General features: G+C 53.7%; 16 protein-coding genes and 1 pseudogene. 13 read left to right on the plus strand and 4 right to left on the minus strand.

Going from position 1 to position 20,080, the window contains the following annotated elements:
* The first annotated feature begins 2 nt into the window (after positions 1-2).
* The 6 genes from ET810_RS06700 (at position 3) to ET810_RS06720 (ending at position 8,515) form a co-directional block, all read left to right on the plus strand.
* Positions 3-4,013 carry a DNA-directed RNA polymerase subunit beta' gene (locus tag ET810_RS06700; RefSeq protein WP_087453364.1) on the plus strand — a complete coding sequence of 1,337 codons (4,011 nt, stop codon included), beginning with the start codon at positions 3-5 and terminating at the stop codon, positions 4,011-4,013.
* A gap of 173 nt (positions 4,014-4,186) precedes the next feature.
* Complete coding sequence (locus tag ET810_RS06705; protein ID WP_087453365.1) at positions 4,187-4,528, plus strand: DUF4288 domain-containing protein; 342 nt, start codon at positions 4,187-4,189, stop codon at positions 4,526-4,528.
* A 415-nt stretch (positions 4,529-4,943) separates the two neighbouring features.
* Entirely contained in the window at positions 4,944-5,813 is an 870-nt protein-coding gene (locus ET810_RS12645; protein ID WP_225870232.1) for a thioester domain-containing protein, read from the plus strand.
* Positions 5,785-6,351 (plus strand): VaFE repeat-containing surface-anchored protein, encoded by a 567-nt coding sequence (locus tag ET810_RS12650; RefSeq protein WP_233426079.1) that lies wholly within the window; start codon positions 5,785-5,787, stop codon positions 6,349-6,351. The genes ET810_RS12645 and ET810_RS12650 overlap by 29 nt, the downstream gene beginning before the upstream one ends.
* Before the next feature lie 176 nt (positions 6,352-6,527).
* Positions 6,528-7,796 (plus strand): sensor histidine kinase, encoded by a 1,269-nt coding sequence (locus ET810_RS06715; RefSeq protein WP_087453366.1) that lies wholly within the window; start codon positions 6,528-6,530, stop codon positions 7,794-7,796.
* A 14-nt stretch (positions 7,797-7,810) separates the two neighbouring features.
* Positions 7,811-8,515: a response regulator gene (locus tag ET810_RS06720; RefSeq protein ID WP_087453367.1), complete on the plus strand. Its 705-nt coding sequence runs from the start codon at positions 7,811-7,813 to the stop codon at positions 8,513-8,515.
* Positions 8,516-8,535: 20 nt separating this feature from the next.
* Here ET810_RS06720 and ET810_RS06725 read toward each other — a convergent pair whose 3' ends face one another.
* On the minus strand, positions 8,536-9,879 hold the full coding sequence (locus tag ET810_RS06725; protein ID WP_087453368.1) for a DUF5692 family protein: 1,344 nt from the start codon (positions 9,877-9,879) through the stop codon (positions 8,536-8,538).
* A gap of 205 nt (positions 9,880-10,084) precedes the next feature.
* Between ET810_RS06725 and ET810_RS06730 the strand changes: the two genes are divergently transcribed.
* Positions 10,085-11,137 carry a hypothetical protein gene (locus ET810_RS06730; protein WP_171483315.1) on the plus strand — a complete coding sequence of 351 codons (1,053 nt, stop codon included), beginning with the start codon at positions 10,085-10,087 and terminating at the stop codon, positions 11,135-11,137.
* Positions 11,138-11,215: 78 nt separating this feature from the next.
* Here ET810_RS06730 and ET810_RS06735 read toward each other — a convergent pair whose 3' ends face one another.
* Positions 11,216-12,286 (minus strand): DUF5692 family protein, encoded by a 1,071-nt coding sequence (locus tag ET810_RS06735; RefSeq protein ID WP_241657936.1) that lies wholly within the window; start codon positions 12,284-12,286, stop codon positions 11,216-11,218.
* Positions 12,287-12,559: 273 nt separating this feature from the next.
* Here ET810_RS06735 and ET810_RS06740 point away from each other — a divergent pair, with 273 nt between their 5' ends.
* From ET810_RS06740 to ET810_RS06755, 4 genes are all read left to right on the plus strand, one after another.
* Complete coding sequence (locus tag ET810_RS06740) at positions 12,560-13,549, plus strand: ABC transporter ATP-binding protein (RefSeq protein ID WP_087453369.1); 990 nt, start codon at positions 12,560-12,562, stop codon at positions 13,547-13,549.
* Positions 13,550-13,587: 38 nt separating this feature from the next.
* Positions 13,588-14,337 (plus strand): ABC transporter permease subunit, encoded by a 750-nt coding sequence (locus ET810_RS06745; RefSeq protein ID WP_087453370.1) that lies wholly within the window; start codon positions 13,588-13,590, stop codon positions 14,335-14,337.
* 100 nt (positions 14,338-14,437) lie between these two features.
* Positions 14,438-15,163 carry a TIGR03943 family putative permease subunit gene (locus ET810_RS06750; protein WP_087453371.1) on the plus strand — a complete coding sequence of 242 codons (726 nt, stop codon included), beginning with the start codon at positions 14,438-14,440 and terminating at the stop codon, positions 15,161-15,163.
* A complete protein-coding gene (locus ET810_RS06755; RefSeq protein ID WP_134317668.1) occupies positions 15,160-16,116 on the plus strand; it encodes a permease in 957 nt (318 codons plus the stop codon). Before ET810_RS06750 ends, ET810_RS06755 begins: the two co-directional genes overlap by 4 nt.
* A 10-nt stretch (positions 16,117-16,126) precedes the next feature.
* Here the strand turns inward: ET810_RS06755 and ET810_RS06760 are convergent, their stop codons facing one another.
* Positions 16,127-16,822, minus strand: coding sequence for an anaerobic ribonucleoside-triphosphate reductase activating protein (locus ET810_RS06760; RefSeq protein WP_087453373.1), 696 nt, complete (start codon positions 16,820-16,822; stop codon positions 16,127-16,129).
* Positions 16,788-18,584, minus strand: a complete 1,797-nt coding sequence (locus ET810_RS06765; protein ID WP_087453374.1) for a ribonucleoside triphosphate reductase — start codon at positions 18,582-18,584, stop codon at positions 16,788-16,790. Before ET810_RS06765 ends, ET810_RS06760 begins: the two co-directional genes overlap by 35 nt.
* A 268-nt stretch (positions 18,585-18,852) precedes the next feature.
* On the opposite strand from ET810_RS06765, the pseudogene ET810_RS13185 reads away from it, so the two are divergent.
* Positions 18,853-19,237 (plus strand): annotated as a pseudogene (locus ET810_RS13185) (hypothetical protein).
* A 470-nt stretch (positions 19,238-19,707) separates the two neighbouring features.
* Positions 19,708-20,079 (plus strand): 30S ribosomal protein S12, encoded by a 372-nt coding sequence (gene rpsL, locus ET810_RS06775; RefSeq protein WP_013241191.1) that lies wholly within the window; start codon positions 19,708-19,710, stop codon positions 20,077-20,079.
* The last annotated feature ends 1 nt before the right edge of the window (position 20,080 follow it).

Below are 20,080 nucleotides of genomic sequence, written 5' to 3' on the forward strand. Positions count from 1 at the left end.
ACGTGATCGACGTCAACTTCTTCGACGAGCTCCGCATCGGCCTGGCTACCGCCGACGACATTCGTCGTTGGTCCAAAGGCGAGGTCAAGAAGCCGGAGACCATCAACTACCGCACCCTGAAGCCGGAGAAGGACGGCCTCTTCTGCGAGCGAATTTTCGGTCCAACCCGCGACTGGGAGTGTGCTTGTGGTAAGTACAAGCGTGTCCGTTACAAGGGCATCATCTGTGAGCGCTGTGGCGTTGAGGTGACCAAGTCCAAGGTTCGTCGTGAGCGCATGGGCCACATCGAGTTGGCTGCGCCCGTGACCCACATCTGGTACTTCAAGGGCGTTCCGTCTCGCCTCGGCTACCTTTTGGACCTGGCTCCAAAGGACCTTGAGCGCATCATCTACTTTGCTGCCAACATCATCACTGGTGTTGACGAGGAAGCTCGCCACAGCGATCAGACCACTCTTGAGGCAGAAATGCTTTTGGAGAAGAAGGACGTTGAGGCTGACGCTGAGTCTGAGATCGCAGAGCGCGCTCAGAAGCTAGAGGAAGACCTCGCTGAGCTTGAAGCAGCAGGTGCAAAGGCCGATGCTCGCAACAAGGTGCAAAAGGCTGCAGACAAAGAGATGCAGCACATCCGCGAGCGTGCTGAGCGTGAGATCGACCGTCTTGAGGAGATCTGGCAGACCTTTATCAAGCTTGCTCCTAAGCAGATGATCATCGATGAGACCATCTATGAAGAGCTTGTTGATCGCTACGAGGATTACTTCACCGGTGGCATGGGCGCGGAGGCTATCCAAACCCTTATCCGCAACTTTGACCTCGACGCTGAGGCAGAAGAGCTGCGCGAGATCATCAACAACGGCAAAGGCCAGAAGAAGATGCGCGCTCTCAAGCGCCTCAAGGTCGTTGCTGCATTCCAGCGCTCGGGCAATGACCCAGCTGGCATGGTGCTCGACTGCATCCCGGTGATCCCGCCGGAGCTGCGTCCGATGGTTCAGCTCGATGGTGGCCGCTTTGCTACCTCCGACCTGAACGATCTCTACCGTCGCGTGATCAACCGCAACAACCGCCTCAAGCGCATGATCGATCTTGGTGCTCCTGAGATCATCGTGAACAACGAGAAGCGCATGCTGCAGGAGTCCGTCGACGCGCTATTCGACAACGGCCGTCGTGGCCGCCCTGTCACTGGTCCGGGCAACCGTCCGCTGAAGTCCCTGAGCGATCTGCTCAAGGGTAAGCAGGGTCGTTTCCGTCAGAACCTGCTGGGTAAGCGTGTCGACTATTCTGGTCGTTCCGTTATTATCGTTGGCCCGCAGCTGAAGCTGCACGAGTGTGGTCTTCCTAAGCTCATGGCTCTTGAGCTCTTCAAGCCGTTTGTTATGAAGCGCCTTGTGGAAAACGATTACGCGCAGAACATCAAGTCGGCTAAGCGCATGGTTGAGCGTCAGCGCCCTGAGGTGTGGGACGTTCTGGAAGAAGCAATTTCTGAGCACCCTGTGATGCTTAACCGTGCACCTACCCTGCACCGCCTAGGTATCCAGGCCTTCGAGCCTAAGCTCGTCGAGGGTAAAGCCATCCAGCTGCACCCGCTTGCCTGTGAAGCCTTCAACGCCGACTTCGACGGTGACCAGATGGCTGTGCACTTGCCGCTGTCTGCTGAGGCACAAGCTGAGGCCCGCATCCTCATGCTTGCCTCTAACAACATTCTCTCCCCGGCATCCGGTAAGCCACTTGCCATGCCGCGTCTGGACATGGTGACCGGTCTTTACTACCTCACCATGGACAAGACTGAGGACGAGATCGGTGGCCAGGGTGCATACCAGGCTGCTACCGAAACCGGACCAGCAACCGGTGTGTACTCCTCCTACGCCGAGGCTCTTATGGCTCGGGACCGTGGAGTTCTTGGCCTGCAGGCTAAGATTCAGGTGCGCATCAGCCACCTGCGTCCGCCGGCAGACGTCGAGGCAGAACAGTTCCCAGAGGGTTGGGAGCAGGGTCAGACCTGGTTGGCTGATACCACCCTTGGTCGCATCATGTTCAACGAGCTTTTGCCGTGGAACTACCCATACCTTGAGGGCGTTATGGTCCGTAAGGGTGGCGGGTCGAACAAGATTCTCTTGGGCGACGTGATTAATGACCTCGCTGCGACCTATCCGATGATTACTGTCGCTCAGACGATGGACAAGATGAAGGATGCCGGCTTCTACTGGGCAACCCGAAGCGGCGTGACCATCACCATGTCTGACGTGCTCGTTCTTCCTAACAAGGAAGAGATCCTCGACCGCTATGAGGCCGAGGCTGCAAAGATCGAGCGGAAGTACTGGGAGCAGGGCGCTCTGACCGAGCGCGAGCGCTACGACCGTCTGGTTGAGCTCTGGAAGGAGGCTACCGACGAGGTTGGTAACGCCGTCGAGAAGCTCTACCCGGACGACAACCCGATTCCTATGATCGTGAAGTCCGGTGCTGCCGGTAACATGCGTCAGATCTGGACCCTGGCCGGCATGAAGGGCATGGTTGTGAACTCAAAGGGTGACTACATCACCCGACCGATCAAGACGTCCTTCCGTGAAGGCCTGTCGGTTCTTGAGTACTTCAACAACTCTCACGGTTCGCGTAAGGGCCTTGCCGATACCGCTCTGCGTACCGCCGACTCGGGTTACCTCACCCGTCGTCTGGTGGACGTCGCGCAGGACGTTATCGTCCGCGAGGATGACTGTGGCACCAAGCAGGGCATTCGTGTCCCATTGGCTGTCGAGGTTAAGGATGCTCAGGGCAACGTCACCGGTTACACCGGACACAGCCTCATCGAGACTTCTGTCGCTGTCCGTGTGGCTTCCGTCGACGTCAAGGATTCTGAAGGCAACGTCTTGGTGCCTGCTGGTGAAAACCTCACCGATCAGCTCATCGAGAAGCTCATCGCTGCAGGTGTTGCTGAGGTCAAGGTTCGCTCCGTGCTTACCTGCCAGACCCCGACCGGCGTGTGTGCTAAGTGCTACGGCAAGTCCATGGCTACCGGCAAGCTCGTTGACATCGGAGAGGCAGTGGGTATTGTCGCTGCTCAGTCCATTGGTGAGCCTGGTACCCAGCTGACAATGCGTACGTTCCACCAGGGTGGTGTCGGTGGCGACATTACCGGTGGTCTTCCTCGTGTTCAGGAGCTCTTCGAGGCTCGTGTTCCTAAGAACCGTGCTCCGATTGCTTCTGTCGCAGGTACCGTCCACCTTGAGGATGAAGGCAACTTCTACACCCTCACCATCAACCCAGATGATGGGTCTGATGTTGTGGTCTACGAGAAGCTTTCTAAGCGTCAGGGTCTGGCTACCGTTCGGGTTCCTATGGAGTCCAACCCGGGTGCCATGATCGAGCGCACCTTGTCAGAGGGCGACCACGTGAACGTGGGCGATCGTCTGCTGCGTGGTCCTGCTGATCCGCACGACGTACTTGAGGTTCTTGGTCGTCGTGGTGTTGAGCAGCACCTCGTTGACGAGGTTCAGGACGTTTACCGTGCACAGGGTGTGGCTATCCACGATAAGCACATCGAGATCATCATCCGCCAGATGCTGCGTCGCGGAACCGTCATCGAGTCCGGATCGACTGAGTTCCTCCCAGGCACTCTCGTTGATCTCTCGGAGGCTAAGGCTGCTAACGCCGAGGCTATTGCCGCTGGTGGTCAGCCCGCTGAGCTCCGCTCGGAGATCATGGGTATTACCAAGGCATCGCTGGCTACCGAGTCGTGGCTGTCCGCCGCGTCCTTCCAGGAGACCACACGCGTGCTTACCGACGCCGCCATCAACAAGCGGTCCGATAAGCTGATCGGCCTCAAGGAGAACGTGATCATCGGTAAGCTGATCCCGGCCGGTACCGGTATTTCCCGTTACCGCAACATCTCCGTTAAGCCGACTGAGGCAGCTCGCAATGCGGCTTACTCAATCCCGACTTATGGAGACTCCATCTATGGCGATGACGGCTACGGTGAGTTTACCGGCGCTTCTGTGCCACTGGATGAGGCCTACGACCTCTAAACGGTCATAGTCCTAAGCTCCCTAGGAAGTTGGTCTAAGAAATTAGATCTCACTCCTAGGGAGCTTTTGCTATGTAGTCAGCGACTTAATAAGAAGATACGGCTTGTACTTGTCTCCGGGGCGGAGATGGTGACCCCTGTTTCCGCTTTCACATTTATGGTAACGATGTGGTTATGGAACCATATGTGGGAATTGCCATATTTGAGTTGGCGGATCACAACGAGAATCCTCGGCCAAGTTTCTTTCGTGAGGATTGGTACTTGGTGTATGCGGATAGCGATGCTGAAGCTTATTCGCGCGTAGAAGCGCGCGCCAGAGAGCAGGAGACACCTAGAGGATCCTCGGAAAATAAGGCTGTGATCTTAAGACATATCGTCGATGTGGCTCCGGCGCTCTACGGAAAAGTTGATGAGGACACGGACCTGTATTCTCGGCACTTTGCGTCGCTTGAAGATTACAAGCGTTGTGAAATGCTACTTGGGGGAAAGGATCCGTTAGCCGACGATAATTGTTAACGACGTTCATATGTGGGGGTGTCTGAGGTCCCCAGCAGGAAGAAAATCGGCTTTTAGTTAAAACTCTGATTCGGGATCTTTTGCAACACTATCTGAGTCTCCTTAAGGTGGAAATCCTTCAGGGAAAAGTGTGATTTTTTTCAAAGGAAAAGCAGGGTTACTGCAGGGGTGGACTTTTTATTTATGCAGTTGAAGTGCGTTTTATGAAAGCTTTTACCTGTTAAATTTTCATAAATTTTCAATGAATAGTACGCGTTAAACCTTTGTTGTATATTCCTAGAATTAGCGTCTTGTAAGTTTGATGTGCACAGGTTCTTCAAGGCGTATGCCGTGCTTTTCCTTACTTCCGGAACATTGTGAGTGGTTGACACTTTTTTGAAAAACCGGAAGTATCCGGACCCACTCAGAAAGAAAAATGAAAAAGAATACCTTAAAAAGGGTTGCCGCACTTATCACGGGCGTAGCGCTCTCTTTCACCTCAAGTATTAGCGCTGGTGCTGTTGAAAATGACGCCCCTTATCTTGGTTACATGGATAGCCGTGTAGCAATCCAAAATCCTTATGGGAATGGAGTTCATCAATTCTCTCCTGTCCCGCCTCTCGTTGTTCAACCGGAATCTGCGACGGAGGAAGAAACTGAGCTTGCGTACTGCTTTAACATGAATTCAGCGCCACCGATGCGTAAGGATGCCCAGCCATCTGACTTGGCAAGCTATTACAATTCTGGCGTTGATCTCAGGTACAAGGCCAATTTTGATACTTCTCTGAAAAAGTTTGCTCACCGTTGGCGAGAAGGTAGCGACCCGGATGCAGGAGTGCTGAAGGCTATCTATAACGGTTACAGCCATGACGCAGCAGGCCTGAAGTCTGCCCTGAATCTCACGGACAATGAGTTCCGCTACGCTACGCAGCTGGCTGTGTGGTACTGGTCGGATAGCGACTGGGGGAAATACCTGTACGAGGCTACTTCAGGCCATCGCCAAATTGACCAGGCTTTCAAAAACCTTACTGGACAAGCAGAGTCTCCGGTCGTGCTCAAAGAAGTAGACTCCAAACAAGCTACCTTGGCCATCTACACTCCGTACAGCAACAAGACCCAGGAACAGCTTGGCTTCCAAAACCTCTTGAGCATTAAATTTGTTAATCCTCAAGACGGCACACCTGTGGAACCGGAAGTTTCGCCAGAGACAACGTTGAAGACCACCGCGCTGGATAAATTGGATCAGGATATCCCCGGGCGGTACCATCGTAGACACCGTGGAATACACGGGACTTACTCCGGGTGAAGAGTATGTGCTTCGCGGTGAACTGATGGATAAAGACACCCAGACAAGTACAGGTATCAAGGCTGAACAGGCCAACGGTTCCGTTGACGTTACATTTAACGTAAGCGGCGAATTCGCAGGTAAAACGCTCGTTGTCTTTGAAAAGCTCTTCAAAAAGAATGACGAAACGACGGTTGTGGCAAAGCACGAGGACTACGAGGCTCAGTCGCAGACCGTGACGGTGGAAAAAGACGAGCCGCTCGTGGAAAAGCCCTCTTTCCCGTGGTGGATTTTGCTGCCTTTGGGTGGACTGGGAATCGTGGCCGCAGCCCTAGGGTTCTCCCCGCACAAGGCCCCTGCAGGACCAGCACACTTCAATGCCACTCCACAGGTTCCAGCGAAGCGCGCAGAGAAGACCGAGACTCCCGTTGCTAATGTGAACAAGGTCGAGAAGAAGGTCCTTGCTCAGACGGGTGCCAATGTATGGGTGTTGGCAATCCTTGCAGCTGTATTGATTGCCGTCGGTGCGGTCCTGACGGTGCGCCGTAAACGCAGCTAAAGCAGAAACTAAAACAACAACATAAGGACTGAATCGCAGGGGTTTGTTGCATTGTGGTGTGCAGCAGGCCCCTGTTACGTTTTTTAAACGGCTGCTGAGGGGCGTCAATAAGCTGGGATATTCATACTGCGGTCGGATGGATACAAGGATTCAGCTGCTATAGGCTTTTGATTATCATGAAATCTTTTTCTGCACTCACAAAGCGCATGGATACGTGCGGATGGCTCCAGGATCGCGGGTTTTGGTCACAGCTGGTGGCGCAGAGCCTGGTGGGCGGTTTTTTCTTCCTGATCGCTGTGCAGAATACTGCTATCAAGCCAGAGATGGCATCCCCGCGTGAGCAGATGCATCAGTCGATAGTTTTTGCTTTGCTGTGGGTGGGCAGCGTAGCGCTTTTTATTGGGCTGCTTGTTCAGCGATATCGCAGGGTGATGGGGCTGTGGATCGTGGTTTTCGCGCTGCTGCTGATAGCTTGGGGAGCCCCGTTGGTGGCCCTTCTGGGGTACGCATCTGTGTGCTATCAATCCTGGTTTATAGCTGCGTATATTCAGCGCCACAGAAAGGCGTGGATTGTAGCGCTTGTGCTCGGCAGCGTTGTAGGCCTGACTTTGATTGCGGTGAGTAGCGCCCTAGGCGGAAAAGCATTCATTGACGGTAATGCAGTACGGGAACCCAATTTTTGGATCGAGGCAGCCTGGGTTTTGGTTTTCATTGTTATTTCCATTTCTCTGTGGTGGCAAATAGGTCTTAATACCAGGCGGAAAAATCAAGCGCTGGAGGAACTCCGTTCCAAGGCTGAGCTGGCAGCGCTAGCGGAGCGGAATCGTATTGCGCGCGAGATGCACGATATTGTGGCGCATTCTTTGGCCATAGTGATCGCGCAGTCAGATGGTGGTCGATACGCGGGGAGAAAAGATCCGGCGGCCGCCATTGATGCGTTGGAAACTATCTCGTCGGTGGGGCGCGACGCGTTGTCACAGATGCGGGGCTTGCTCACCGTGTTAAGGGAAAACTCGGGAGAGGAAGACGAGAGAGACATTAACGCGACGCCCGGTTTTGATGAGATAGGAAGGCTTATCGACGAAGCCCGCGCTGCAGGGTTGCAGATAGACTTTTCCGTACGCGGCGAGCTCGTAGCAGTCGATGAATCTCGGGGGCTGACGGTTTTTCGTGTTATTCAAGAATCCTTGACAAACGTGCTCAAACACGCGGGGAAAACGGCAGTTAAGGTGACTTTGGACTGGGGCGTACCCAAAGACAAAATCCTGCGTATTACAGTGGACAACGCGCATGGCGAGGCCCTCGTGAACTACGCAGTCGATTCGGTTGGGCGCGGTTTGGCAGGAATCAAAGAGCGCGCTTTGTTACATGGCGGAAAGGCGACATGGGGTGCGTCGATATGCAATGCTGGCGGGTGGCGCGTTGATGTTGAAATCCCATTGTAAGAGGTTAAGAGGACATGATTAACGTAGGGCTTGTCGACGACCAACAGCTGGTGAGAGCCGGTTTTAGTATGGTGCTTGGTTCGCAAGATGATATTCACATCGCTTGGGAAGCAAACAACGGAGTAGAGGCGCTGGATCGCGCGACGGCACAACCCGTTGACGTGGTTCTGATGGACGTGCAGATGCCGATCATGGACGGTATCTCAGCTACTAAAGAGCTGGTAGCGCGAAGTGCGATGGGGCCTACCGGCGAGCCGCTTCGGGTGATCATCCTGACTACTTTTGACAGCGAGAATTACGTCATGGAAGCGGTGGAAAACGGGGCTTCAGGATTCTTGCTCAAAGACACTGCACCAGAGGATCTGCTGGACGCGGTCAGGTCAGTCGGGGCGCAAAGCGCGGTGATCAGCCCGGCGGCCACCGCCAAATTATTTCGGAGAATACGATCCGGGCAGACGAACAAAAAGATAAGCGACCCCAAGCGCATAAACGAGGGTCTTGCTGAACCATTGACACCGCGTGAACTAGAAATTCTTGAGTTAATCGCAATGGGCAAATCCAACCCAGAAATTGCCTCACAACTATTTATCTCTTTACCCACGGTCAAAACACACGTGGGCAGGGTCCTCACCAAAACGGGTTCCCGTGACCGAGTCCACGCGGTGCTTTTTGCCTTTAAGCGTGGGTTAGTTACCCAGGATGCTCTTTTAGGTAACTGACCCACGGTGAAGAAACTGATTTAGCTGCGCACATCCCAGGTGGGATCGGAAGGAATCTTCTTGGCCGCGAGCGCTGGATCAGCCGAAAGCGGGGTGCGCGGCTTGGGGTAGCGCTTATCGCTGCGCCACCACGGCATTGTTCCTACATAACCATCTGGCGGTGGGGTAGCGGACTGCGGCGCAAACCCTAATTCTTCAGGAGTTTCTTTAATCATGTCGGTGACAAAGTACTTATCGGCGTCATCGGCATGCTCTCGCATGATGGTGCGGAACTCTTTGAGCTCCGGGTACAAAGGATCGCGCAGCGGGTTTCGCTTGGTCGTGCGGATTTTATACAACCAATAAATGAAGAGACCCACGTTGAATAGGAACGCGGCCCACGCGCACACAGCATTTGCGACGGGGTTCATCGTGGAGAAGTTGGTGATGCTGCTCGGCGGAACCAAGAACTCCGGCAAGAGGTTGTTCGCGGCGATCCAGAACATCAATGTAAAGCAACGGAACCAGATCCATTGACCCTTTGCCCAGGTAAAAGCGGGTATTGTGCAAGCTAAAAGCAGTGCAAGAGTGCAGTACCAGGTGTAGTCGGCAAGCGCGTTGTATAAGAATGCATGGTTCCAAAGGTCATAAGCAATCACCCAGGGCCACACCATGTCCACCCAAATGAGCCCGCGTACTTTGCGCTCCTTGTTGGAAGTCACAAATATTTTCCCCAAGCCCGTGATCGTGACAATATTGAGCACTCCTGCGGCGGCGGTGAGCAGATTCCAATACCCGCCGATAGTCCGGAACCCGGTGGCTGGGTCTATTCCCACACCAGATGCTCGGAAATTAGCTGCCACGGCGGAATACCATTCGGGGCTTCCGACGGACACTGTAACACCGCGAGTTTCCGGTAACCCATTAATCATGTCGATGCCTACGTGTGCGTCATTAATGGACTTCAAACAGGCAGGATCGGTGGCGCACCGCAGGTATTTGTCTGATTCAAAGAAAATCGTGACATCGCGGATATTTGCTTCCATGATGTTCACCGCGAGGCCGATCCAGAGTGCCACACCAAACCATATGGCGTAGCGATGTGCTTTGACCGGGTTGCGTTTGCCGTACCACAGAAGAAAACCCGTCATCGTTGCTGTGGCAACCATAATCACGTATTTGCCAAAGGGGAACCAGCCGACCATAGGGGTGCCGTGTAGTGCGGCATAAGGCATTAGGGCGAGGCCGCCGAACGTCCAAAGAAAAAATATTGTCCAGTTCCAGCGGCGATTAATTTCTGAAATAGCTACTTGGGCAACAAAAACTACAACCCAAGTGATGTAAACGAGGGGGGTGCCGATTTCCCAGAGAAAGAGCGAATGCATAGCTCATGCCTCCAATTGTGGGATGTAACTAGTTTTTAACCCTACCAGCGCAGGTTATCGCGGTGATAGAATGAGGCTATTAACACACGGGCACGCATGAAGGGCGTTGCGCGATAGGTAGTTGATGCATGTGCCCTTGGCCCGCTACGGGAGCACATCTCCGTGTTCCTGCAACCATTGACTAGCTAAGGCGGTTGAGCACAATATGGGGAAGAAAAAATATAAGAGCACTGGCGCGCGTGCAGCCTGGGGGATAGGTGTATTAGGGGCCACAACGATTGGGGGAATGTATGCGTTTAGCCAGCTCAGCGGTAAAGCGACCCCGGAAGAACAAGCGTGGACATATCCTGGCGATGACCTTATTGATGCGAACTATGACAATGGTTATTCTTCCACTTACGCTATCGACATTGACGCTCCAGCGTACGCCGTATGGCGGATATTAAAGCAGCTGGGTGCTAACAAAACAGGTTCATTTTCTTCAGAGTGGCTTGAGCGTACTTTTGCTCGTCTACCGTTCTACAACAGCTATGAATTACAGGAAGAATTCCAACAGCCAGACTCAATGGTCCCAGGTGATATTGCAGCCTTTGATTATCAGGGAATGTCGATGGAATGGGCCGATGTTGTTCCAGGTAAATACCTAGTTCAGTGGGTTGATACTAAAAACCCTCCAGCTGCCCCAGGGTCTTATGCCTTCCGGTATCCATCTATGGATCATTTTGCTGCAGCGTGGTGTTTCTACATGATCCCGCTTAAAGGCGAGCGTACTCGGCTGATCAACCATTGGCGTATCGGATATGAGCCAAACGCTCCACTGCCCACAGCGATCAATTGGGTAAACATTGAGCTTATTGGTGGTTGTATGACGCGTCTGCAGAACATCTATATCAAGCGCGTTGCAGAGTTCCGAAAGAAGCAGCAGCATATTGGAAAATTCATGCGCGGTACTCTGGGTGGGCGCTACTTTGGATCAAAGGTGCCTGCTGGTCGGTGGGATGGGACTCCACTGTTTGAAGATACCTATACGCAATGGTTCCAATACGGGCGCAGCTGCCCTGCAGTTGCGGAGATTCGTCCACCAAAGACCGATGATCCTGCATGGCCTCCTGTCGGGCCTGGAACTCCATGGTCAGACATTATTGATCCGGACTACTTTAAAGATTGGGAAGAGCCAAAGTTCTCCTGGGAAGAGCAGATAAGGCAAAAGAAAGAACGCACATACCTTAAGGGATGGGGGAAGAAGGCAGAAGAGTAGTACTCAGCGTTCTTATTAGATTATATTGCGCACAATAGTAGTATTGTGCGCAATATAATCATGGATCATTGTGGTAGTTCAGTGTGGCGATAGGGTTTTCTTTTTGCTATTGCGCGCAATAGGATCGCTGTACCCCAGGGCTTCTGGGGTGGATCCCAGCCTGGCGGCTATACGATCTTGATCTTCCTGAGTGGCATGCGTGCGTATGAGCGCAGTGTATTCTTTGCCCTTGGAGTAGACCTCCTGAACAAGTGGGTTTCTGCGGTATCGCATGATTCTGTATATGTGGTAGCCAAAGACCACGATGTTGAGCGTGAGGGACAGCGCGGCCAGGATGAAGGAGGCTGTGGGGTTGTGTGCCGAGCGATGGGCAAAGACCGAGCTCTCCGTAAAAGCTGGGAACGTAAGAACGACGGCGGACCATAGGGTGAGGGTGTAGGCACGGAATTGAATCCACGAGCCTCGACCAAACGTAAAGAATACGGGAATTGTGCACGATAATAAGAGGGCGACCCCGGAATACCAGGCGCGGTCTGTGAGGCAGTTGTAGCAGTAGGAGAGGTTCCAGACGTCGTAAGCAATGATCCAACCAAGCGTGAGGTCGCCCCAGATGATCGCGCGAGATTGTCCTTTAGCTACAAAGATCCCAACCCAGCCGGATATGGCTAAGAGGTTGAGGATTCCTGCAATACCGTTCATGATGTTCCAGGGGCCGCCCCATATGACCATGTGTTGACTCGGGTCGAATCCATGAATGTTATATGCCTGAAAATCGCGAACCACTGCTTCCAAAATGTTGATAGCTAAGATCGCCTGAGGGATAGTGAGATACCAGTAGTTGTGTCGCAGTTTTTTGGCGTATTGCAAGGCTACGAGGTAGAGGGATCCTGCGAGGGCAGAATATTGTTTAACAATGGCAAACCATCCCGAGGATGCCGTTCCTTCGGTAGAATGTGGCCACCACAATAGTGTGAGCAATAGTGGCGCGACTACAAAAACTAAAAGGACTACCCATTTATTTCTTTGGGCTAGCCAAGCGGTGAATGCAAGCGCAGCGGTGACAATGATCAGCATTGCGTAATCCCACCAGTCGCCACGTTCAAAAAAGAATAGCGTTGGGTAGTCGGGTGAGGGGATGCTCGGTAGCATAGTAAACCTTTCCGGTGTGTTTCCTCGGATACCCGGCTGTGCCACGAATTTCCCAGAGCATTCGCTTGAGTCGGGCCTATATCTCCAGCTTATGGTGTTGGTGGTTAAGAATGTTGTGAAGTTAGACTCGCTGAAATGACACCTCGGGATTACTATTGCGCGCAATACTAATTGTAGATAATTAGGTGGACTGCACATGTGCGTCGTCATACCTAGGGGTGACATAAAAGATCGGTCCCCAGCAGGATTACAAAAGTTGAGAAGTAGCAGATCATGGAAAACATGATCACAGTTCGACACTTAAGCAAGAAGTATGGTTCCAAGACCGCCATCGCTGATGTGAGCTTCACCGTTCCGGATGGAACCGTGACTGGATTCCTAGGACCAAACGGTTCCGGTAAATCCACAACAATGCGATGCATACTTGGTCTGGATGCGCCTACGGAAGGCAGTGTTGAGTTTTTTACTGATACGTACACGGGACCATTTGCAAACGTAAGCGACAAACCAAAAATGGCTGGCGCAATTCTTGATGCTAGTTGGTTTAATCCCGCCCGATCAGGACGTAATCACCTCCGGGTGCTTGCGCGAGGTGCAGGTATCTCCGATACCCGGGTAGAAGAGTGCCTGGATATCGTGGGGCTGCAGGAAGCAGCTAAAGGAAAAATCGGTACTTATTCCCTAGGTATGAAACAGCGCATTGGCGTTGCCGCAGCTTTGCTGGGAGACCCGCAGCATCTCATCCTTGACGAGCCAGTCAACGGCCTCGACCCCGAGGGTGTGAGCTGGATGCGTAACACGATTCGTAGCCTTGCCGCTGAAGGGCGAAGCGTCTTGGTCTCTTCCCACCTGCTCTCAGAGATGCAATTGACCGCAGACCGGTTGGTTGTGATTGGGCGAGGGAAAATGATCGGCGAGTATTCCCTTGAAGAATTCTTGGCAGACGGCACCCGCGTGGAGGTAGAAACACCGAACGCTGTTGAACTTGCCTCGGAATTACAAAACCAAGGATTTGAAATTACTAACCTACAAACCACTGCGGGATTTAGCGTCAGCGTGGATAAAAACACAGACGAACAAGCCGTGCGCACAGCCGTGGCTATGACAGCTTTAGAAGCCCGTCTCCCTGTGTTTGGACTGACTACTAAGCAAGAAAATCTAGAGCAAAGGTTCCTCGCAGCTACCGCTGAATCCCAGGAATACCGCACTAAACAGACCGTCGATAGTGCTGTGGAAGACACAGCTTCGAGCGCTACTCATTAACAGTTTTTACTCATAGGAATGAAAGGACGAGAAACCACATGATAAATGCTTTGCGCTCGGAAACAACCAAACTATTGACGCTAAGAAGCACCTGGGTATGGGCGATTCTTCTTACTGGCTCGCTCTATGGGCCAGCTGTGCTCATCAATCTGTTTAGCGGCGAAGGATCAGAGTTCAACTGGGCATTTGTTCTCCCGGGTGCGATGATTTTTACGATGCTGTCTGTATCTTTTGCGTCCTCGGGGGTAGCCGGTGAGTTTAATGACCGGATGCATGCCCAAGCTTTCTTGACTCAACCGCGTCGCAGCCTGTGGCTTAACGCAAGGATGCTAGTGGTAACAGGCTTCCTTCTGATTAATTATCTGGTAGGCGTGGCCCTTATCTACCTGGTGTTCCTGGTATTGCCTCTGAGCAGGTTGTTAAACGAGGAAGCAACGGTGATCCTGAGAGACGGTGTGCTATTCCTGGTGTTCAGCTTTATCGCAATGGGCTTGGCTGTGGTGACTCGTAGCCGAGTGGCTGCTATGGCACTCCCACTTGCTTGGTTCTTGATTATTGAACGACTCATTGACGCTGCTGCAGCACAGTTCAACGCATTTGTACCGCTATGGCTGATAACACCTGGGGAACGCATTAGCCAGTTGACCAAGTATGGAAAAGGCTACCCTGAAGGGTGGAACTTTGCGGAGGTACAGCCGTTGGCTTACAACATAGGCCTTATTGTGGTGTGGATCGTTGTGCCACTAGCTATGGGCTTGTGGGTCAACTCCAAACGAGACGTCCGTTAGTAAAACTAGCGGCAAGTGTAGAGGGTGCAGCCCGTGCCACCAACCTATAAAGTCAGGGAAGGACTTGCCAGGTTGGAAGAAAGGCTGCACCCTCTAATACATGAATATTGGGCAGTCACACACAGAATCCACCAAGGGCGTTGCCGTTGGTGCTTTTGTGATTGCAGCTCTCGGAGTGCTGCTGCTTGTGGAGTCAATAACAGGCGGCATCAACAACTACCTCCAACCAGCTTTCCGCCCCTGGATAGTACTGAGCGGAGTGCTGTTGATAGGGCTTGGTGGGTGGAGCTCATACAGCGCTCGCCGGTATCCGTGCTCGCATTCTCCGATGCGCGCTACTTCCTGGCTGCTATTAGTCCCCGTGATACTCGTAGCGCTTTGTGCTCCGACTGCGCTAGGGGCGGCGTCGTTACGCTATACCGCGGAAAGCACTGGTACAACAACGCGGAAAAACTCCTTAGACGATCTGCCGATGGAACCGCTGCGCAGTTATGGCACCAACGAGCTCACTATGGAGGAACTCACGGCCCGGTTTCTGCGCTCGGACAGCGCATCGATGGTGGGAAAGACCGTGGCTGTGACGGGATTCGCCTCGCGTTCGGTAGACGGCACATGGAGGATTAGCCGGTATAAGATTTTTTGTTGCGCTGCCGACGCCATGGCCTACACCGCCTCACTGGAGGGGGACGCAGACCTCATTGAGGACAACTGGTATGAGATCACCGCGGAAGTCATCCCCCACTCGGAGAAGTTCAATCCGCAGTTTCCGGTGCTCAAGATAGACCATGCCACCCAGATCCCGCAGCCGGAGAAGCCCTACTTATGAGACACAGAGTCGTCCAGTACGGCGCGATCATCTCTCTCCTGGTGCTCAGCGCATTGCTCATCTTTGGGCCGCTAATTCAGCTTCACGGGCTCGCGAAGGCGTGGACGCAGATAAGTATCGCAATTGTGGTGCAAGCAATACCTTTTCTGATCCTCGGCGTCATCATTTCAGGATTCATCGAGGTCTTTGTACCCGAGGCTGCTTTTCGACGCCTACCGCGCTCCCAACGCCTCGCCGTCCCTACGGCCGCAGCCTCAGGGATGCTGCTTCCTGCCTGCGAATGTGCGTCGGTGCCCATTACCCAGTCGCTTATCCGCAGGGGAGTGCCACCCGCCGCAGCCCTTGCCTTCCTCCTCGCCAGCCCCGCGATTAATCCGGTGGTGCTGGTCTCCACTGCGGTTGCCTTTGGCGGCGACACGCGCATGGTGATCGCCAGATTTGTGGCCTCTCTGAGTGCGGCAGTGCTGGTGGGGTGGATATGGATGAGTGGGAGCGTCGACATGCCCGATGGAGAAGGCCACTCGCACGAGCACCATGCGCCCAATAAATGGGAAAGGCTGAGGGAATCTTTTCTCCACGATCTCCTCAACGCCGGAGGTTATCTTGTTCTTGGCGCGCTGCTCGCTGGGCTGCTTAAGCTCATCGTCCCGCGGGAGTGGTTCCTGCTCCTTGGCGATAGACCAGTTTTTGCCTGCCTGGCGATGGCAGCATTAGCCGTGCTCCTCGCGCTGTGCTCCGAGGCAGACGCCTTTATCGCCGCTTCTTTCACCATGATGCCGCCCACAGCCCAAATCACGTTTTTAGTGGTCGGACCGATGGTGGACGTCAAACTCATGGCGATGCAACGTGGGGCGTGGGGCACTGGATTTGTTGCGCGCTTTGTCCCACTCACCTTTGTGATCGCGCTGCTCACAGCGATAGGAGTTGGCGCACTGATGTTTGGGGATCTTTAAGCGCGGATCGCTACCCGGAGTGATCTGGTGTCCATGGGCTCCCGTCGGCAGCGCGTGCATGCTGAATAACAAGGTCCACAGACGCATCCATACTGCGGGCCGCAACCAAGGAGCGTAGCTCGTCAAGGTTCTGCTCAATAACAGAGCCTTCCCACAGCGTGGTTCGCAGCGTCACCGCCACCCCAGCGGTCTGCAGAATCCGTAGCGATTCCCACACAGACGCTGCCACCCGCGGCGAACACCCCGTGACCTCATGCATATGCCGGGGCAAGGCCTTGATATCGAGCCCAACCCAATCCGGAGTGGTGGCAGGGTCCCGCACTAGCTCAGCAATGCGCCCCGGGGCATAACCACACGTGTGAATCCCCACGGGGAACCCGATGTCATGGATAGCGGCGATCGCAGCTGCTAGACCGCGGACGGAGGTAGGTTCGCCACCTGAGATGACGGCGGCGTCGATAAGCCCATGCCGAGAACCCAAAAGGGAGAGAAACTCTGCAAGCGAGTGCGCGCCGGGTGTAAAGGCCTGCAACTGCGGATTATGGCAATACACGCAGCGTAGGGGGCATCCCTGTGTGAAGGCCGTTGCAGTGAGCTTGCCCGGCCAGTCCGTTGCGGAGAAAGGAATGATCCCCGCGATCGGCAGTGAGGCAGTCTGAGCAGTCGTTGTATCAGGCAAGGGTCTCCGCAAAGTAGGTGCGCTCATGGAACTCGCCCTTCTTTCCGGTATTAAAGCTCTGGACAGGGCGGAAGTAGCCCATCACTCGGGTCCACATCTCAGTCTTTTCTCCACAATCGGGGCATTCTGGGTGCTCGCCGGAAATATAGCCGTGGGTAGGGCAAATGGAGAACGTGGGAGTGATAGTGACGTAAGGAAGACGGAAGTTTTCCAAAGAACGCCGGACGAGTTTTGCGCACGCCTCGCCATCGCTCATGGCGGCACCCATATAAAGGTGGAGCACGGTTCCACCGGTGTATTTAGATTGCAGATCTTCCTGGAGAGCAAGCGCCTCAAAGGGGTCTGGGGTATGAGACACCGGTAGCTGGGAAGAATTAGTGTAATAGGGCTCTTCATCCGTACCAGCGTGGAGGACGCCGGGGTAGCGCTTGATGTCTTCCTTGGCCAACCTGTAGGTGGCGCCCTCGGCGGGGGTGGCCTCAAGATTAAACAGGTGACCTGTGCGCTCTTGAGCCTTGACCAAGAGATCGTTGATGTGATCAAGCAGACGAGCCACCTGGGCGTGGCCCTGGGGATCGGTGAGGTCATAGGCATCGTGGGTGAAATTACGGATCATCTCATTGCAGCCGTTAACTCCGATAGTGGAGAAATGGTTGTCCAAGCTGGGCAGCCACCGAGAGCTGTAGGGGTAGAGGCCCGCGTCCATTTGCTTAGCCACAAAGGCCCGGCGGCGTTCGAGGGTCTCTATGCCAAGATCAACAAGCTTGTCGACGCTCGCCAGCAGGCCTTCCTCATCATCAGCATGGAGATACCCCAGGCGGGCGCAGTTGAGCGTGACCACGCCAATGGAACCGGTCAACTCCGCCGAACCAAAGAGCCCATTACCGCGTTTGAGTAGTTCGCGGAGGTCCAGCTGCAGGCGACAGCACATAGAGCGAATCATGCCGGGATCAAGGTCGGAGTTAATAAAGTTTTGGAAATAGGGCAGCCCATATTTCGCGGTCATCGTGAAGAGAGCTTGAGAGTTCGACGAATCCCAGTCGAAATCCTTGGTGATGTTATACGTGGGGATCGGGAAGGTGAAGGGACGTCCATCCGCGTCGCCTGCGCTCATGACCTCAATGAATGCGCGGTTGATGATGTCCATCTCTGCTTGCAACTCGCCATACGTAAACGCCTGCGGCTCCTCGCCGATGAATGGAACCTGGTCGTGCAGATCCTCGGGGCAGGTCCAGTCGAAAGTGAGATTGGTAAAAGGTGTCTGCGTACCCCAACGTGAAGGTACATTGAGGTTGAAAATAAACTCCTGCATCTGCTGGACAACGTCCTCGTAACTGAGATTATCCAGGCGGACAAAGGGGGCCATGTATGTGTCAAAAGAGCTGAACGCTTGTGCACCGGCCCATTCGTTTTGCAACGTACCCAGGAAATTAACTATCTGCCCACATGCGGAAGAAAAGTGCTTGGGAGGATGTGAGGAGATTGTGCCTGAAACACCGTTGAACCCCTGTTCCAGAAGCTGGCGCAAGGACCAGCCTGCGCAATAGCCGGAAAGCATATCCAGGTCATGGATGTGGATGGTGCCATCGCGATGTGCCTGCCCGGCCTCTGGGCTGAAGACGTTATCCAACCAATAATTGGCGGTGATTTTTCCCGCCGAATTGAGGATCATCCCGCCGAGGGAATAGTCCTGGTTTGCGTTGGCATTGACGCGCCAGTCTGATCGATCGAGGTATTCCTCGATAGTGGAGCGGGAGTTAACATAGGATTCGGTCATAGGGAATAACATAGGCGGAATTATCCCTTTGTAACTACATTATATAGTTGTTGAAGTGTCACCAATTACTATATGTTGTGGCGTGACTGTGACTTGCCTTGCGGAAACGTAGGTATATCTTGTGGGGGTGATATTTGTCGTCTAATTCGATTTTTCTTTTTTATGGCCTGTATCACTTTATTGCATGTGGTGGTGTGGGCTTTAATGGCGGGGGATGACACTCTTGATGCTGTTGCGGGTAATCTCGGCGACTACAATAGAAAATGATGAAGGAATGAATATGTCTTACAACTCTTATGTGGCAGTCGAGGACTGGATTCTTGATGACCTTCGCATCAAGGATGACGATCTGGTGGAGGCTTTGTATACGGGCAGTCATGGGGAGCTTTTTGATGTTGCTGCCGCATGGATGGATGTACAGGAGCTGCTGCACTCGGCGGGGCTGAGTACTGCTGCGGTTGACGGGGAAGAAATTATCGTGGGGGACCCGATGGTGGGGATCGTTGCTCCGCAGCGTGTAGAATAAAGTACTTTCAGATCTCTCTTCCGTGGATGATGCTGCAGTGCAGGAAGCTGGCCTTGGGGAGGCTATTCGTTCTTTCACTGATTTCTATGAGGGTGCGCGCTCCTCCGGACTCGGAGTTGTGGTTCTAGCGGGGGAATAAGGAAGCCTCTGCGGTAAAAATGTCGTTTTTGAGAACGCTGAAAAGTCTCTCTTGGGCTTTTTCTGACGGCTAGGGGGCTAGCATTCTCAAAAACGACAATCGCTGCGGTAGCTGTTGCGCTGTGTGCGGAAGTATTGGTGTGGTGCCTGCTGTGTTGCGGCATCTTTAAGGCCTTTGGCTTGCTTGTCTTGGCCAGATGCTGTAGGTTGTGTGCTAGTCCCACTTGTTTGATGGTGGGAGCCTGACGTTTTGCCTGGTTGGCGCCAGTGTGTGATCTTGTGAAAGGTTGCATACCAGTCCACAGTGGATTGAAGCGTTGTGGTAAATGCGGAAGCGGCCCCGGAAAAGAGCCCCTTTTTTGGTTTTTCTAGGGTCCTTTAGGGGCCATTCCGCACTAGCCAGGCACATGAAGCGATAACTTCTTCGAGGTTTTCAGCTTCGAAGAAAAGTACCGATTGAGAAAGACGGCTATGCCTACTATTCAGCAGCTGGTCCGCAAGGGCCGCCACGATAAGACTGCAAAGGTTTCCACTGCAGCCCTGAAGGGCTCCCCGCAGCGTCGTGGCGTGTGCACCCGTGTGTACACCACTACTCCTAAGAAGCCGAACTCCGCTCTGCGTAAGGTCGCTCGTGTGCGCCTTACCTCCGGCATCGAGGTTTCCGCTTACATCCCAGGTGAGGGCCACAACCTCCAGGAGCACTCCATGGTGCTCGTCCGCGGTGGTCGTGTGAAGGACCTTCCGGGTGTTCGCTACAAGATCATCCGTGGCGCACTGGATACCCAGGGTGTGAAGGATCGTAAGCAGGCTCGCTCCCGCTACGGCGCAAAGAAGGAGAAGTAAT

Source organism: Corynebacterium silvaticum (genome assembly GCF_004382825.2).
GTDB lineage: Bacteria > Actinomycetota > Actinomycetes > Mycobacteriales > Mycobacteriaceae > Corynebacterium > Corynebacterium silvaticum.

Bases quoted from the DNA above. Each gene is read 5' to 3' on its own strand.
- ET810_RS06705 (WP_087453365.1), top strand. From the start codon at position 4,187: ATGGAACCATATGTGGGAATTGCCATATTTGAGTTGGCGGATCACAAC.
- ET810_RS12645 (WP_225870232.1), top strand. From the start codon at position 4,944: ATGAAAAAGAATACCTTAAAAAGGGTTGCCGCACTTATCACGGGCGTA.
- ET810_RS06715 (WP_087453366.1), top strand. From the start codon at position 6,528: ATGAAATCTTTTTCTGCACTCACAAAGCGCATGGATACGTGCGGATGG.
- ET810_RS06720 (WP_087453367.1), top strand. From the start codon at position 7,811: ATGATTAACGTAGGGCTTGTCGACGACCAACAGCTGGTGAGAGCCGGT.
- ET810_RS06725 (WP_087453368.1), bottom strand. From the start codon at position 9,879: ATGCATTCGCTCTTTCTCTGGGAAATCGGCACCCCCCTCGTTTACATC.
- ET810_RS06730 (WP_171483315.1), top strand. From the start codon at position 10,085: ATGGGGAAGAAAAAATATAAGAGCACTGGCGCGCGTGCAGCCTGGGGG.
- ET810_RS06735 (WP_241657936.1), bottom strand. From the start codon at position 12,286: ATGCTACCGAGCATCCCCTCACCCGACTACCCAACGCTATTCTTTTTT.
- ET810_RS06740 (WP_087453369.1), top strand. From the start codon at position 12,560: ATGGAAAACATGATCACAGTTCGACACTTAAGCAAGAAGTATGGTTCC.
- ET810_RS06745 (WP_087453370.1), top strand. From the start codon at position 13,588: ATGATAAATGCTTTGCGCTCGGAAACAACCAAACTATTGACGCTAAGA.
- ET810_RS06750 (WP_087453371.1), top strand. From the start codon at position 14,438: ATGAATATTGGGCAGTCACACACAGAATCCACCAAGGGCGTTGCCGTT.
- ET810_RS06755 (WP_134317668.1), top strand. From the start codon at position 15,160: ATGAGACACAGAGTCGTCCAGTACGGCGCGATCATCTCTCTCCTGGTG.
- ET810_RS06760 (WP_087453373.1), bottom strand. From the start codon at position 16,822: ATGAGCGCACCTACTTTGCGGAGACCCTTGCCTGATACAACGACTGCT.
- ET810_RS06765 (WP_087453374.1), bottom strand. From the start codon at position 18,584: ATGTTATTCCCTATGACCGAATCCTATGTTAACTCCCGCTCCACTATC.
- rpsL (WP_013241191.1), top strand. From the start codon at position 19,708: ATGCCTACTATTCAGCAGCTGGTCCGCAAGGGCCGCCACGATAAGACT.